This is a genomic window from Pseudomonas sp. LPB4.O, assembly GCF_038383825.1.
GTDB classification, from domain to species: Bacteria; Pseudomonadota; Gammaproteobacteria; order Pseudomonadales; family Pseudomonadaceae; genus Aquipseudomonas; species Aquipseudomonas putida.
Map to the genome: position 1 here is coordinate 480,671 of NZ_CP151298.1, position 13,852 is coordinate 494,522.

Genomic DNA, 13,852 nt, shown 5'->3' on the forward strand with positions numbered 1-13,852 from the left:
CAAGACGAGCGTGTAGATGAAGCGAGTGCGTAGCCTGTTGGTTATCGGCTGCTTGTGGCTGCCCTTGATTGCATTAGCCCGGCCCGAGGTGGTGCCCACCGTTACGCTGGAGCCTGCGCAACAGCAGTGGCTGGACGCGCACCGCAGCTTGCGCGTCGGCCTGGTGCTGCAGGCGCCCTACGCCCAATTCGACCGGCGCCTGCAGCAACTGTACGGGGCCAACGTAGAACTGGTGAACAGCCTGGCGCAGGCGCTGCGCCTGGACCTTACCTGGCGCAACTTCAGCGACCAGGCCAGCCTGGAACATGCCCTGCAGAGCGGCGAAATCGACTTCGCCCCCGGCCTTACCCAGACGCCGGCCAGCCTGCGGCTGTGGCTGTTCAGCGACCCGTACATGCGCGTGCCGCAACTGGTGGTGGGGCCGCGCACCGGCGCCATGGCCGTGGAGCTGGAAAAGCTTGAAGCCGAGCAGCGGGTGGCCGTGCGCATGCCCAGCCAGCTGGCCGATTACCTGCGCGGCAACTACGGCAACCTCAACCTGCAGGGGGTGCCCAACGAACGTGAGGCCTTGCAACTGGTGGTAGGTGGCCAGGCCAGTTTCGCGGTGCTGGATGAAGCCCAGCTCAGCCGCTTGTCACGCGAAAGCGAGTTCAGTGAGCTGGCGGTGGTCGGCGATATCGGCCTGCCGCAGTTGTTGCGCATCGGCTCGCGGCGCGACTGGCCGCTGCTGGCCGATGTGCTCGAGCGCGGCCTGCAGGCGCTGCCGGCCAAGGAGCTGGAGCAACTGCACCAACGCTGGCTGCAACCCAAATACCCACGGCTGAGCGAGTCGCCTGGCTTCTGGCAGAACCTGGCCTTGCTGTTCGGTATGTTGCTGTTGTGTGCCTTGGCCACCCTGGTGTGGCAACGCCGCCAGCAGCGCCAGCTGGAGCGCAGCCTCCTGACCACGCGGGAAAGCCTGGTGGAGCGACAAGTGCGTGAAGAAGCCCTGCGCCTGAGCCAGTTCGCCATCGACCAGAGCACGGTGGGTATTCTCTGGGTCAACTGGGACAGCCACGTACGCTACGCCAATCACGCCGCCGAGCGCATGCTGGGATATGGCGATGGCGAACTGCTGGAGCGGCCGTTGAGCACCTTCGAGCCGAGCCTGAACATGGACCGCTGGCTGGAGTTATGGAAAGGCGCACGCACGGGGGAGGGCGGTGTTGGCCAGTTCGAGGCACAGTGCCGGCGGGCCGACAACAGCCTGCTGCCGGTCGAGCTATCACTGAGTTTTCTGCGTTTTCGAGATTCTGAATACCTGGTGGTCTACCTCGCCGATGTCACCGAGCGCCACCGCGCCCTGGCGGCACTGCGCGAGAGCGAGGCGAGGCTCAAGGGCATTGCCGGCAACGTGCCCGGGCTGGTGTTCCGCCTGGAGCGTGACCCGGCCGAAGGCGAGCTGGAATTCCCCTATATCAGTGAGGGCAGCGAGGCGTTGGTGGGCTATGCGCCTGTCGAGATCCAGCACCCACATATGGGCCTGCGCAACCTGGTTCACCCCGAAGACCGCGCCGATTACCACCGGGTCCAGGACCTGGCCTTGGCCAGCGACCAGGACTGGTCCTGGCAGGGGCGTATCCTGACCCGCCACGGTGAACAACGCTGGGCCGACATCAAGGCCAGCACCCGGCGCCTGGCCAACGGCCAGGTGGTGTGGGACGGTGTGGTATGGGACATCACCCAGGGCAAGCGGGCCGAGTTGGCGTTGGCGAAATCCCAGGAGCAGCTGCGCGAGCTGTCGGCCCACCTGGAAAGCGTGCGCGAGGAAGAAAAGGCGCGCATCGCCCGGGAAGTGCATGATGAGCTGGGGCAGATGCTGACCGTGCTCAAGCTGGAGGTGTCGATGTGCGAGCTGGCGTTTGCCGACCTGGACCCGGGCCTGCATGAGCGCCTGGCAAGCATGAAGCGCCTGATTGCCCAGCTGTTCCAGCTGGTGCGTGATGTCGCCACTGCTTTGCGCCCGCCGATTCTCGATGCCGGCATTGCCTCGGCCATCGAATGGCAGGCACGGCGCTTTGAAGCCCGCACGCAGATCCCCTGCCTGGTACAAGTGCCGGATAATCTGCCAGCATTGAGCGATGCCAAGGCCACCGGCCTGTTTCGTATCTTGCAGGAGGCGCTCACCAACGTCATGCGCCACGCCCAGGCGCACAGCGTGGAGATCGAGCTGGTGCGTGAGGAAGGGCAATTGCGCATGACGGTCAGCGATGATGGCCAAGGCTTTTGCCGCGAGCAGACCCGGCCCACTTCATTTGGCCTGGTGGGTGTACGCGAGCGGGTGCTGATGCTGGGGGGCAACATGGCGCTGGACAGTGAACCGGGCGAAGGCACCAGCCTGAGTGTGGCCATTCCGTTGGAGTAGGAGAGCAATCGTGATTCGAGTACTGGTGGCCGAAGACCACACCATTGTCCGTGAAGGCATCAAGCAGTTGATTGGCCTGGCCAAGGACATGCAGGTGGTGGGGGAGGCCGGGAATGGTGAGCAGTTGCTCGACACCCTGCGCCACACGCCGTGCGAAGTGGTGCTGCTGGATATCTCGATGCCGGGGGTGAACGGCCTGGAGGCGATCCCGCGGATCCGTGCCCTGCACGATGCGCCGGCAATCCTGATGCTGTCGATGCACGACGAGGCCCAGATGGCGGCGCGGGCGCTGAAGGCTGGGGCGGCGGGCTATGCCACCAAGGACAGTGACCCGGCGCTGCTACTTACCGCGATACGTCGGGTGGCAAGCGGCGGGCGGTACATCGACCCGTCGCTGGCCGACCGCATGGTGTTCGAAGTGGGCCTGACCGAGTCCCGGCCATTGCACACGCTGCTGTCGGAGCGGGAGTTTTCGGTGTTCGAGCGCCTGGCCCAAGGGGCCAACGTCAACGACATCGCCCAGCAACTGGCGCTGTCGAGCAAAACCATCAGCACCCACAAGGCGCGTTTGATGCAAAAGCTGAAAGTGAACTCGCTGGCGGAGCTGGTGAAGTACGCCATGGAACACAAGCTGGTCTGATTGCGACATAGGCGTGCCCGAAACTTGCCGAAGCCTCTGTGGGAGCGGGCATGCCCGCGAACGGGCCTGGCCTGCTGATCTCTATGGCTGAGCCGGCCTCTTCGCGGGCATGCCCGCTCCCACAGGTTTCGTGGCTGGATCGCAAGGGCATTCCAATCCCGCCATTGTTGTAGGGCAATCCCTACAGCAAATCTTCCATCCGGATGATGGCATTCTCTCAGTGCCCCCGATTTTCGTGCGCTTGCGCCTCTTCTACTCTTTTGCCTACGCAGTCATCCAACAAGAAGGTGCAGGCATGAGCGAGGCGAAGTCGAACGCTGCAACCAGCGAAACGCTGGTCAGCTTCCGTGGTGTGCAGAAGAGCTACGACGGCGAGTCGCTGATCGTCAAAGACCTCAACCTGGACATCCGCAAGGGCGAGTTCCTTACCCTGCTTGGCCCGTCCGGCTCCGGCAAGACCACCAGCCTGATGATGCTGGCCGGCTTCGAAACCCCTACCGCCGGTGAAATCCAGCTGGCCGGGCGCTCGATCAACAACGTGCCGCCGCACAAGCGCGACATCGGCATGGTGTTCCAGAACTACGCGTTGTTCCCTCACATGACCGTGGCCGAGAACCTGGCCTTTCCGCTGACCGTACGCAACCTGAGCAAGACCGACGTCAGCGAGCGGGTCAAACGCGTGCTGAACATGGTCCAGCTAGATACTTTCGCCAAGCGCTACCCCGGCCAGCTTTCCGGTGGCCAGCAGCAGCGGGTGGCCTTGGCCCGTGCACTGGTGTTCGAGCCGCAACTGGTGCTGATGGACGAACCGCTCGGCGCGCTGGACAAGCAGCTGCGTGAACACATGCAGATGGAGATCAAGCACATCCACCAGCGCCTGGGCGTGACCGTGGTGTACGTGACCCACGATCAGGGCGAAGCGCTGACCATGTCCGACCGCGTGGCGGTGTTCCACCAGGGCGAGATCCAGCAGATCGCCGACCCGCGCACGCTGTACGAAGAACCCTGCAATACCTTCGTCGCCAACTTCATCGGCGAGAACAACCGTATCAACGGCACCCTGCTGGCCAGCGATGGCAAGCGCTGCCAGGTGCAGCTGCCGCGCGGCGAGCGGGTTGAAGCGCTGGCGGTGAACGTCGGCCAGGCCGGCGAGCCGGTAACCCTGTCGATCCGCCCGGAGCGTGTGCGCCTGAATGGCCACAGCGAGCGCTGCGTCAACCGCTTCTCTGGCCGGGTGGCCGAATTCATTTACCTGGGCGACCACGTGCGGGTGCGCCTGGAAGTTTGCGGCAAGGCCGATTTCTTCGTGAAACAGCCGATTGCCGAGCTCGACCCGGCCCTGGCCGTGGGCGATGTGGTACCGCTGGGCTGGGAGGTGGAGCACGCCCGCGCGCTCGATCCGATTGCCGAAGCCCATTGATGGATTGCTTCACCAACCCTGTACTGTGGAGAGAATAAGAATGCGCAAGCAGTTGAAACTGACCGCCCTGGCCCTGGGGCTGTTCGCCGCTGGCCAGGCCATGGCCGCAGACCTCACCGTGATCTCGTTCGGGGGCGCCAACAAGGCCGCCCAGGTCAAAGCGTTCTACGAGCCATGGGAGAAGGCGGGCAATGGCAAGATCGTCGCCGGCGAGTACAACGGCGAAATGGCCAAGGTCAAGGCGATGGTCGACACCAAGAGCGTGTCGTGGAACCTGGTAGAGGTTGAGTCGCCAGAGCTGGCGCGCGGGTGCGATGAGGGCATGTTCGAAGAGCTCGACCCAGCCCTGTTCGGCAGCGAGGCCGATTACGTGCCTGGTGCCATCCAGCCGTGCGGCGTGGGCTTCTTCGTCTGGTCCACGGTCATGGCCTACAACGCTGACAAGCTCAAGACCGCACCTACCAGCTGGGCCGATTTCTGGGACACCAAGCAGTTCCCAGGCAAGCGTGGCTTGCGCAAGGGCGCCAAGTACACCATGGAATTTGCACTGATGGCCGATGGCGTTGCGCCCAAGGACGTCTACAAGGTGCTGGCCACAAAGGAAGGCCAGGACCGCGCCTTCAAGAAACTTGATGAACTCAAGCCCAGCATCCAGTGGTGGGAAGCGGGTGCACAGCCACCGCAGTTCCTGGCTTCAGGCGACGTGGTCATGAGCTCTGCCTACAACGGCCGTATTGCCGCTGTGCAGAAAGAGAGCAACCTCAAGGTGGTGTGGAACGGCGGCATCTACGACTTTGACGCCTGGGCGATCCCTAAAGGGGCCAAGAACGTCGAAGAGGCGAAGAAGTTCATCGCCTACAGCGTCAAGCCCGAGCAGCAGAAGATCTACTCCGAGAACATCGCCTACGGCCCGGCCAACGCCAAGGCCGTGAGCCTGCTGTCGGACGAGGTGAAGAAGGACATGCCGACCACGCCTGAGAACATTGCCAACCAGGTGCAGATCGACGTGGCCTTCTGGGCTGACAACAGCGAACAGCTGGAGCAACGCTTCAACGCCTGGGCGGCGAAGAAGTAAGGCGCATCAAAGGGGCGCTGGCCATTGGGCCGGCGCTCCCCGTTTCCCTGTTTTGCGGAGTTCGCCATGGCCATTGCAGTGCCCCTCAACGAAGGCGCAGGTCCAAGTCTCAAGCAGCGCCTGAAACACGCCGAGCGGGTCAACCGCTGGAAGGCGCAGGCGTTGATCGCGCCGCTGGCGCTGTTTCTTCTGCTGGTGTTCCTGGTGCCGATTGCGGCGCTGCTGTACAAGAGCGTCGGCAACCCGGAAGTGGTCGCCGGCCTGCCACGCACGGTAGACATCATCAGCCAGTGGGATGGCAAGAGCCTGCCCGGCGAGGATGTGTACAAGGCGCTGAGCCAGGACCTGGCCGAGTCGCGCAAGAACCAGACCCTTGGCGACCTTTCCAAGCGCCTGAACATGGAGCTGGCCGGCTACCGCAGCTTGTTGACCAAAACTGCCCGCGCACTGCCATTCAAGGCAGAGCCTGCCTCTTATAAAGACGCCCTGCAGGCCGTCGACGAGCGTTGGGGCGACCCGGCCTACTGGCAGGCGATACGCCGTAATACCAGTACGGTGACCTCGTTCTACCTGCTGGCTTCTGTGGACCACCGCATCGACGACCTGGGCGAGCTGGCCAAGGCCACGCCGGACCAGGCCATTTACCTGGATATCTTTGCCCGCACCCTGTGGATGGGTGTGGTGATTACCGCCATCTGCCTGGTGCTGGCCTACCCACTGGCCTACCTGCTGGCCAACCTGCCAACCCGGCAGAGCAACCTGCTGATGATTCTGGTGCTGCTGCCGTTCTGGACCTCGATCCTGGTGCGGGTGGCAGCGTGGATCGTGCTGCTGCAGTCGGGTGGCCTGATCAACAGTGCACTGATGGCCATGGGCATCATCGACCAGCCGCTGGAACTGGTGTTCAACCGCACCGGTGTGTACATCTCCATGGTGCACATCCTGCTGCCGTTCATGATCCTGCCGCTGTACAGCGTGATGAAGGGCATTTCGCCCAGCTATATGCGTGCCGCGATCTCGCTGGGCTGCCACCCGTTCGCCAGCTTCTGGCGGGTGTACTTCCCGCAGACCTACGCCGGTGTTGGCGCGGGTTGCCTGCTGGTGTTCATCCTGGCCATCGGCTACTACATCACCCCGGCGCTGCTGGGAAGCCCGAACGACCAGATGGTCAGCTACTTCGTTGCCTTCTATACCAACACCAGCATCAACTGGGGCATGGCTACCGCGCTGGGTGGGCTGTTGCTTTTGGCTACCGTGCTGTTGTACCTGATCTATAGCTGGCTGGTCGGCGCCAGCCGCCTGCGCCTGAGCTGAGGAGCCTTGCCATGTTGAGCCCCTATATGTCGCCCGTGGAGCGGGTCTGGTTCTACAGCCTGCGCATTCTTTGCGGCCTGGTTTTGCTGTTCCTGATCTTGCCGGTGCTGGTGATCGTGCCGCTGTCGTTCAACAGTGGCAGCTTCCTGGTGTACCCGTTGCAGGGCTTTTCGCTGCAGTGGTACCAGGACTTCTTCGGCTCGGCCGAATGGATGCGGGCGCTGAAAAACAGCATCATCGTCGCCCCGGCGGCCACGGTGCTGGCTATGGTGTTCGGTACCCTGGCGGCCATTGGCCTGACCCGTGGCGATTTTCCCGGCAAGTCACTGGTGATGGCGCTGGTGATTTCACCGATGGTGGTGCCGGTGGTGATCATCGGTGTGGCCAGCTACCTGTTCTTCGCCCCGCTGGGTCTGGGTAACAGCTTCACCTCGCTGATTCTGGTGCATGCGGTGCTGGGTGTGCCGTTCGTCATCATTACCGTGTCGGCAACCTTGCAGGGCTTCAACTACAACCTGGTGCGAGCGGCTGCCAGCCTGGGTGCGTCGCCGCTGCTGGCCTTCCGTCGGGTGACCCTGCCGCTGATTGCGCCCGGGGTGATCTCGGGTGCGCTGTTTGCCTTTGCGACGTCGTTTGACGAGGTGGTGGTGACGCTGTTCCTGGCCGGGCCGGAGCAGGCAACCCTGCCAAGGCAGATGTTCAGCGGCATCCGTGAAAACCTGAGCCCCACCATTGCTGCTGCGGCGACCTTGCTGATTGCGTTCTCGGTGGTGTTGCTGCTGACCCTGGAGTGGTTGCGTGGGCGCAGCGAGAAGCTGAGAACCCAGCAACCGGCCTGATGATGGGTCGCCTGTGCCGGCCTCATCGCCGGCACAGCCAGTGCAAGGCTCTTGGGTATCGGTCGCGATCATGTGATACCAATCAGCCCTCATCCGTTCGCCTGGGTTACAATGCGCGCCACCGTGATTCTGCCAACAGGTGCGCCATGCAGCCCTACGCTATTGCCCCCTCCATCCTCTCCGCCGATTTCGCCCGCCTGGGTGAAGACGTCGACAAGGTATTGGCTGCGGGTGCCGACATCGTCCACTTCGATGTCATGGACAACCACTACGTTCCCAACCTGACCATTGGCCCGATGGTCTGCACCGCCCTGCGCAAGTACGGTGTTACCGCGCCGATCGACGTGCACCTGATGGTCAGCCCGGTCGACCGCATCATCGGCGACTTCATCGAAGCCGGCGCCACCTACATCACCTTCCACCCGGAAGCCTCCCAGCACGTCGACCGTTCGCTGCAACTGATCAAGGACGGCGGCTGCAAGGCCGGCCTGGTGTTCAACCCGGCCACCAGCCTGGATGCCCTGAAGTACGTGATGGACAAGATCGACATGGTGCTGCTGATGAGCGTCAACCCAGGCTTCGGCGGGCAGAAGTTCATCCCGGGCACCCTCGACAAGCTGCGCGAGGCGCGTGCGCTGATCGACGCCAGTGGCCGTGATATCCGCCTGGAAATCGACGGTGGCGTGAACGTCAACAACATCCGCGAGATCGCTGCCGCTGGCGCCGACACCTTCGTGGCCGGTTCGGCTATCTTCAACGCCCCGGACTACCAGGAAGTCATCGCCAAGATGCGCGCCGAACTGGCTCAGGCCCGCCCATGAGTGGCTTCGAGCAGCTGTTCCCGGGGACGCTGCCCAGGCTGGTGATGTTCGATCTGGACGGTACCCTGATCGATTCCGTGCCAGACCTGGCTGCCGCCGTGGACCGCATGCTGCTCGAACTGGGGCGCCCGCCCGCGGGCCTTGAGGCCGTACGCCACTGGGTCGGCAACGGCGCCCAGGTGCTGGTGCGTCGGGCGCTGGCGGGTGGCATCGAGCACGCCGCCGTGGACGACGCGCTGGCTGATCAGGCGCTGGCGCTGTTCATGGACGCCTATGCGCAAAGCCATGAGCTGACCGTGGTCTATCCCGGTGTGCAGGACACCCTGCGCTGGCTGCGCAAGCGGGGCGTGGAAATGGCCCTGATCACCAACAAGCCCGAGCGCTTCGTCGGCCCGTTGCTGGACCAGATGAAAATCGGCCGCTACTTCCGCTGGATCATTGGCGGCGACACCCTGCCGCAGAAAAAGCCCGACCCGGCGGCTTTGCTGTTTGTCATGCAGATGGCCAGCGTTACCCCGCAGCAGTCGCTGTTTGTCGGCGATTCGCGCAGTGACGTATTGGCCGCCAAGGCGGCTGGCGTGCAATGCGTGGGGCTGACCTACGGCTACAACCATGGCCGGCCGATCCACGACGAATCCCCTAACCTGGTGATCGACGATCTGCGCGCGTTGCTGCCCGGTTGCGCAGACCCGGCCACTGGGATAACGTTGGCCAACCTTCAAGCCTCACAAGACAGAGAGCCCACCGTGGTGGTTACTGGCAAATTCTGGATGAAAGTCATCAAGGCCCTGGCCCGTTGGCGTTGGCGCGCCTGACTTCAGCCTGCCGGCGCGTGCCGGCCCGTCCGTTTGCCTGACCTATTGCTGCTTGCCACGAGGCTACTCATGAACCGCGAAGAATTCCTGCGCCTGGCCGCTGCCGGCTACAACCGCATTCCCCTGGCCTGCGAAACCCTGGCCGACTTTGACACGCCGTTGTCCATCTACCTGAAACTGGCTGACCAGCCCAACTCGTACCTGCTCGAGTCGGTGCAGGGTGGCGAGAAATGGGGCCGTTACTCGATGATCGGCCTGCCGTCGCGCACCGTGATGCGTGTGCACGGCTACCACGTCAGCATCCTGCAGGATGGCGTCGAGGTTGAAAGCCACGATGTCGAAGACCCGCTGGCCTTTGTCGAAAGTTTCAAGGACCGTTACAAGGTCGCTGACATCCCTGGTCTGCCGCGCTTCAACGGCGGCCTGGTCGGCTACTTTGGCTATGATTGCGTGCGTTATGTGGAAAAACGCCTTGGCGCCAGCCCCAACCCGGACCCGCTGGGCGTGCCGGATATCCTGCTGATGGTGTCCGATGCGGTGGTGGTGTTCGACAACCTGGCAGGCAAGATGCACGCCATCGTGCTGGTCGACCCGGCTGAAGATCAGGCCTTTGAACAGGGCCAGGCACGCCTGCAAGGCCTGCTGGAAACCCTGCGTCAGCCGATCACCCCGCGCCGCGGCCTGGACCTGAGTGGCCCGCAGGCCGCCGAGCCGGAATTCCGCTCCAGCTATACCCGCGACGACTACGAGAGCGCGGTCGGCCGTATCAAGGAGTACATCCTGGCCGGCGACTGCATGCAGGTTGTGCCATCGCAACGCATGTCGATCGACTTCAAGGCTGCGCCCATCGACCTGTACCGTGCGCTGCGCTGTTTCAACCCGACGCCGTACATGTACTTCTTCAACTTCGGCGACTTCCATGTGGTCGGTAGTTCGCCCGAGGTGCTGGTGCGGGTCGAGGATAACCTGGTCACCGTGCGCCCGATTGCCGGTACCCGCCCGCGTGGCGCGTCCGAAGAAGCCGACCGCGCGCTGGAAGACGACCTGCTGTCTGACGACAAGGAAATCGCCGAACACCTGATGCTGATCGACCTGGGCCGCAACGACGTCGGCCGTGTGTCCTCGACCGGCAGCGTGCGCCTGACCGAGAAGATGGTGATCGAGCGCTACTCCAACGTGATGCACATTGTCTCCAACGTCACCGGCCAGCTGCGTGAAGGGCTGACAGCGATGGATGCGCTGCGGGCAATCCTGCCGGCAGGCACCCTGTCGGGTGCGCCGAAGATTCGCGCGATGGAGATCATCGACGAGCTGGAGCCGGTCAAGCGTGGGGTTTACGGTGGTGCAGTCGGCTACTTTGCCTGGAACGGCAACATGGACACCGCGATTGCGATCCGTACTGCCGTGATCAAGGATGGTGAACTGCATGTGCAGGCCGGGGGCGGCATCGTTGCCGACTCGGTGCCGGCGCTGGAGTGGGAAGAAACCATCAACAAGCGCCGCGCCATGTTCCGTGCCGTGGCGCTTGCAGAGCAGACGTTGGCTAAATAAACAGATTGGGGCTGCTTTGCAGCCCTTCGCGGCACAAGGATCGCGCAAATCCCGAGACCTGCGCGGTCCCCTGTAGGAGCGGCCTTGTGCCGCGAAGGGCCGCTAAGCGGCCCCACCAATTCAAAAGTCCACGCTCACCCCCAGGCTAACCCCCTGCTGCGTCAACTCATCGCTCTTGCGCCAGTTGTAGTTCCCACGCAAATGCACCCCTGCCACCACTTCATGGCTCACCCCCAGGCTCGCCCGGGTCAGGTCGCTGTGCGGCGTATAACCGGTCAGGGTGAAGTCATTGGCCGGCAAGCTGGTCAGGTGCATCGTTACATCCTGCTGGTCATCCTCGAATTCATGCTCCTGTGCCACCTCGGCGAACAGCCGGGTACCTGGCAGCACCTGCACGCTGCCCAGCAACCCCAGGCCCAAGCGGCGTGACGTGCGTTCCTGGTCATCGAAGCCCAGTGCCGTCGAGCGCCCGCTCTTCTCGTTGTACCCATCCACTTTCACACGTGCATAGTCGGCACTGATGAATGGCGCCAGCTGCCAATTGCTGCTGTCTGCCGCCAGGTTGTAGCCCAGCCGCCCGGACATCGCCCAGGCCTCGCCGTCGGTGTCGCCCTTTTCGCTGCGCTCGTTCACGCCAAGGGCAAAGGTGCGCTTGAGGTCGCTGTAGTCGACGTGCCCGGCGGTCAATGCAGCATCGGCCCACCAGCGGTCCTGGCGGTACTGGGCGAAGGCGCTGGCCAGGTAGCTGTTCAGTTTGTAGTCCGAATCATTGGCGCCGGCCTCCAGCTTTTGCCGATACGCGCCGCCGGCCAGGCCCAAACGCCAGGCATCGTTCAGGCGATAGCTGCCGCCCACGGTCAGGTTATAGCCGCGGCCATCGCCGCTGGCCGCGCTGCGCTGGCTGTCGAAGTCCAAGTCCTGGGCACCGGTGGCGACGAAGGCCTGCCATTGGCCAACGGCCTGCCAGGGCGTCTGCCATTGGTTGCGCAGTTCGTCCTGGTGGGCGCGCAGGCTGGCGTGGGCCATTTCCGGTAGTAGCGTCAGTTCCCACGGGGCGGAGATGATCGAATAGGCGTAGTCGGCAATCAGTTGCTGGCCAGCAATGGTCGGGTGGACCGAGTCGTTGAACAGCAGTTTTGTCGGGTCTGGGTTTGTGCCATTGATGCCGTACACCGGGTTTTCCACGCAGCTGGCGCCGCTGTAGCAGGTACCGACCAGGTTCTGGTCGCTGGCCAGGCCGAACTGGTTGGGGCTGGCCAGTGCCTCGCCCAGCAGCACCGGGATGTTCAGCGGGATGATCTCGGCATCGATCTGACCGAGTTGGCTGATCAGTGACTGGTTGAACGCGCCAGACAGCAGTGACAGCGGGTTTTGCTGCGGCGTGCCGCTGAAGTTGGGCGTTTGGCCGAGGTCGGGCAGCAGCCAGACCATGATGTAGCGGGCGCCACCTTGTTGCAGGGCCTGGGCGCTGGCCGCCAGGCGGGCACCGGCGGCCACGGCGTCGGCTGGGCTGTTCACCAGGCCTTGCAGGAAGTCGTTGCCGCCGCCCGTCAGGTAGTAAAGCGCATTGGGGTCGGCACGCAGGCCGTTGGCCAGGTAGCCCGCCTTTTCACGCAGCACCCGGCCGGCGCCGGGGTTTCCTGGCGGGATGACGGTCTCGGAAGTTGTCGTGATCGAATCCAGGATCTGCTGGGTTGTATAGCCACCGACAGCCCAGTTGTTGCCATCGGGCTGGATGCCCACCGACGTGGAGGGGTTCAGCTCATCCGGGTTTATACCCAGCCTTCCACCCAGGATCATGGGCGACACAGATGCAAAGTTGCCATCGGCATCGCGGTTTGTGAACCGTGCGCCGGGTGTGCCGCCGGTCAGGTCGGGGAACTGCCCCGCATCGGCGAGGCTGTCGCCAAACACGATCAGCGTGGAATAGGGCGAGGGTGCAGCGAACGCCTGGCTGCAGGCCAGGGCCAGTGAGGCAAGGGTAAAGCGCAATAACGGGGCTTTTCGCATCTGGGAACATCCTTTTCTTTGTTTTTATCTGGACAACCTGATCGACCTTAGCAAATCGCAGTGCATCCCTCCCAAGTCCATTCGTTTCCCCGTGTTTACAGGCATATTGCGCCCGCCGCCCCGGTAAGCTACTGTGCCGGGACGTATGAGCGAGACCTATCCTGTGTTGATCGTCAGTAAACTCTTGATGCGCGTAATCAAGGCCCACGCCCGTTGGCGTTGGCGCGCCTGACTTTATCCCCTGCCGGCCCGCCCGGCCCGCCCCCGTTTGCCTTCTTCTTTACTGCCCTTTGCGGCGAAGCCGTGCCTGTAGCGGCTGCAAGAAGGTTCGAATTCTCAAGTCAGTAAATTCAAGAGGTTCAACACCATGTTACTGATGATCGACAATTACGACTCATTCACTTACAACGTCGTTCAGTACCTTGGCGAGCTGGGTGCCGAGGTCAAGGTCATTCGCAATGACGAAATGACCATCGCTCAGATCGAAGCCCTCAACCCCGAGCGCATCGTCGTGTCCCCGGGCCCGTGCACGCCAAGCGAGGCTGGCGTGTCCATCGAGGCCATCCTGCATTTTGCTGGCAAGCTGCCGATTCTGGGTGTGTGCCTGGGCCATCAGTCCATCGGCCAGGCCTTCGGCGGTGACGTGGTGCGTGCCCGCCAGGTGATGCACGGCAAGACCAGCCCGGTACACCACCGTGACCTGGGCGTGTTCGCCGGCCTCAACAACCCGCTGACCGTGACCCGCTACCATTCGCTGGTGGTCAAGCGCGAAACCTTGCCCGATTGCCTGGAGGTCACTGCCTGGACCGCTCATGCAGACGGTTCGGTAGACGAGATCATGGGCCTGCGCCACAAAACGCTGAATATCGAAGGGGTGCAGTTCCACCCCGAGTCGATCCTGACCGAGCAGGGCCACGAGCTGTTCGCCAACTTCCTCAAGCAGACCGGCGGCCACCGCTAAGG

The 13,852-nt window shown here is 63.2% G+C and carries 11 protein-coding genes; 10 read left to right on the forward strand and 1 reads right to left on the reverse strand.

Annotated features, from left to right (window positions below; genetic code table 11):
- Positions 1 to 16: 16 nt before the first annotated feature.
- The 9 genes from MRBLPB4O_RS02050 (at position 17) to trpE (ending at position 10,879) form a co-directional block, all read left to right on the forward strand.
- Positions 17 to 2,404: a transporter substrate-binding domain-containing protein gene (locus MRBLPB4O_RS02050; RefSeq protein ID WP_341797402.1), complete on the forward strand. Its 2,388-nt coding sequence runs from the start codon at positions 17 to 19 to the stop codon at positions 2,402 to 2,404.
- A 7-nt stretch (positions 2,405 to 2,411) separates the two neighbouring features.
- Positions 2,412 to 3,044 (forward strand): response regulator transcription factor, encoded by a 633-nt coding sequence (locus tag MRBLPB4O_RS02055; protein ID WP_169725176.1) that lies wholly within the window; start codon positions 2,412 to 2,414, stop codon positions 3,042 to 3,044.
- Positions 3,045 to 3,339: 295 nt separating this feature from the next.
- On the forward strand, positions 3,340 to 4,464 hold the full coding sequence (locus MRBLPB4O_RS02060) for an ABC transporter ATP-binding protein (protein ID WP_258654869.1): 1,125 nt from the start codon (positions 3,340 to 3,342) through the stop codon (positions 4,462 to 4,464).
- Positions 4,465 to 4,504: 40 nt separating this feature from the next.
- A complete protein-coding gene (locus MRBLPB4O_RS02065) occupies positions 4,505 to 5,539 on the forward strand; it encodes an ABC transporter substrate-binding protein (protein ID WP_132843074.1) in 1,035 nt (344 codons plus the stop codon).
- 66 nt (positions 5,540 to 5,605) lie between these two features.
- Positions 5,606 to 6,853 carry an ABC transporter permease gene (locus MRBLPB4O_RS02070; RefSeq protein ID WP_341797403.1) on the forward strand — a complete coding sequence of 416 codons (1,248 nt, stop codon included), beginning with the start codon at positions 5,606 to 5,608 and terminating at the stop codon, positions 6,851 to 6,853.
- An 11-nt stretch (positions 6,854 to 6,864) separates the two neighbouring features.
- Positions 6,865 to 7,692, forward strand: a complete 828-nt coding sequence (locus tag MRBLPB4O_RS02075; RefSeq protein WP_341797404.1) for an ABC transporter permease — start codon at positions 6,865 to 6,867, stop codon at positions 7,690 to 7,692.
- A 146-nt stretch (positions 7,693 to 7,838) separates the two neighbouring features.
- Positions 7,839 to 8,513: a ribulose-phosphate 3-epimerase gene (rpe, locus tag MRBLPB4O_RS02080; RefSeq protein ID WP_019472940.1), complete on the forward strand. Its 675-nt coding sequence runs from the start codon at positions 7,839 to 7,841 to the stop codon at positions 8,511 to 8,513.
- Positions 8,510 to 9,328 (forward strand): phosphoglycolate phosphatase, encoded by an 819-nt coding sequence (locus MRBLPB4O_RS02085; protein ID WP_341797405.1) that lies wholly within the window; start codon positions 8,510 to 8,512, stop codon positions 9,326 to 9,328. Before rpe ends, MRBLPB4O_RS02085 begins: the two co-directional genes overlap by 4 nt.
- A 69-nt stretch (positions 9,329 to 9,397) precedes the next feature.
- Complete coding sequence (gene trpE, locus MRBLPB4O_RS02090; RefSeq protein WP_341797406.1) at positions 9,398 to 10,879, forward strand: anthranilate synthase component I; 1,482 nt, start codon at positions 9,398 to 9,400, stop codon at positions 10,877 to 10,879.
- Between the two features lie 120 nt (positions 10,880 to 10,999).
- Here trpE and estP read toward each other — a convergent pair whose 3' ends face one another.
- Positions 11,000 to 12,889 (reverse strand): esterase EstP, encoded by a 1,890-nt coding sequence (estP, locus tag MRBLPB4O_RS02095; RefSeq protein WP_341797407.1) that lies wholly within the window; start codon positions 12,887 to 12,889, stop codon positions 11,000 to 11,002.
- 367 nt (positions 12,890 to 13,256) lie between these two features.
- Here estP and MRBLPB4O_RS02100 point away from each other — a divergent pair, with 367 nt between their 5' ends.
- A complete protein-coding gene (locus MRBLPB4O_RS02100; protein WP_016497723.1) occupies positions 13,257 to 13,850 on the forward strand; it encodes an aminodeoxychorismate/anthranilate synthase component II in 594 nt (197 codons plus the stop codon).
- Positions 13,851 to 13,852: the final 2 nt, after the last annotated feature.

Excerpts from the sequence above, each read along its gene's own strand:
- MRBLPB4O_RS02050 (WP_341797402.1), top strand. The coding sequence starts at position 17 with ATGAAGCGAGTGCGTAGCCTGTTGGTTATCGGCTGCTTGTGGCTGCCC.
- MRBLPB4O_RS02060 (WP_258654869.1), top strand. The coding sequence starts at position 3,340 with ATGAGCGAGGCGAAGTCGAACGCTGCAACCAGCGAAACGCTGGTCAGC.
- MRBLPB4O_RS02065 (WP_132843074.1), top strand. The coding sequence starts at position 4,505 with ATGCGCAAGCAGTTGAAACTGACCGCCCTGGCCCTGGGGCTGTTCGCC.
- MRBLPB4O_RS02070 (WP_341797403.1), top strand. The coding sequence starts at position 5,606 with ATGGCCATTGCAGTGCCCCTCAACGAAGGCGCAGGTCCAAGTCTCAAG.
- MRBLPB4O_RS02075 (WP_341797404.1), top strand. The coding sequence starts at position 6,865 with ATGTTGAGCCCCTATATGTCGCCCGTGGAGCGGGTCTGGTTCTACAGC.
- rpe (WP_019472940.1), top strand. The coding sequence starts at position 7,839 with ATGCAGCCCTACGCTATTGCCCCCTCCATCCTCTCCGCCGATTTCGCC.
- MRBLPB4O_RS02085 (WP_341797405.1), top strand. The coding sequence starts at position 8,510 with ATGAGTGGCTTCGAGCAGCTGTTCCCGGGGACGCTGCCCAGGCTGGTG.
- trpE (WP_341797406.1), top strand. The coding sequence starts at position 9,398 with ATGAACCGCGAAGAATTCCTGCGCCTGGCCGCTGCCGGCTACAACCGC.
- estP (WP_341797407.1), bottom strand. The coding sequence starts at position 12,889 with ATGCGAAAAGCCCCGTTATTGCGCTTTACCCTTGCCTCACTGGCCCTG.
- MRBLPB4O_RS02100 (WP_016497723.1), top strand. The coding sequence starts at position 13,257 with ATGTTACTGATGATCGACAATTACGACTCATTCACTTACAACGTCGTT.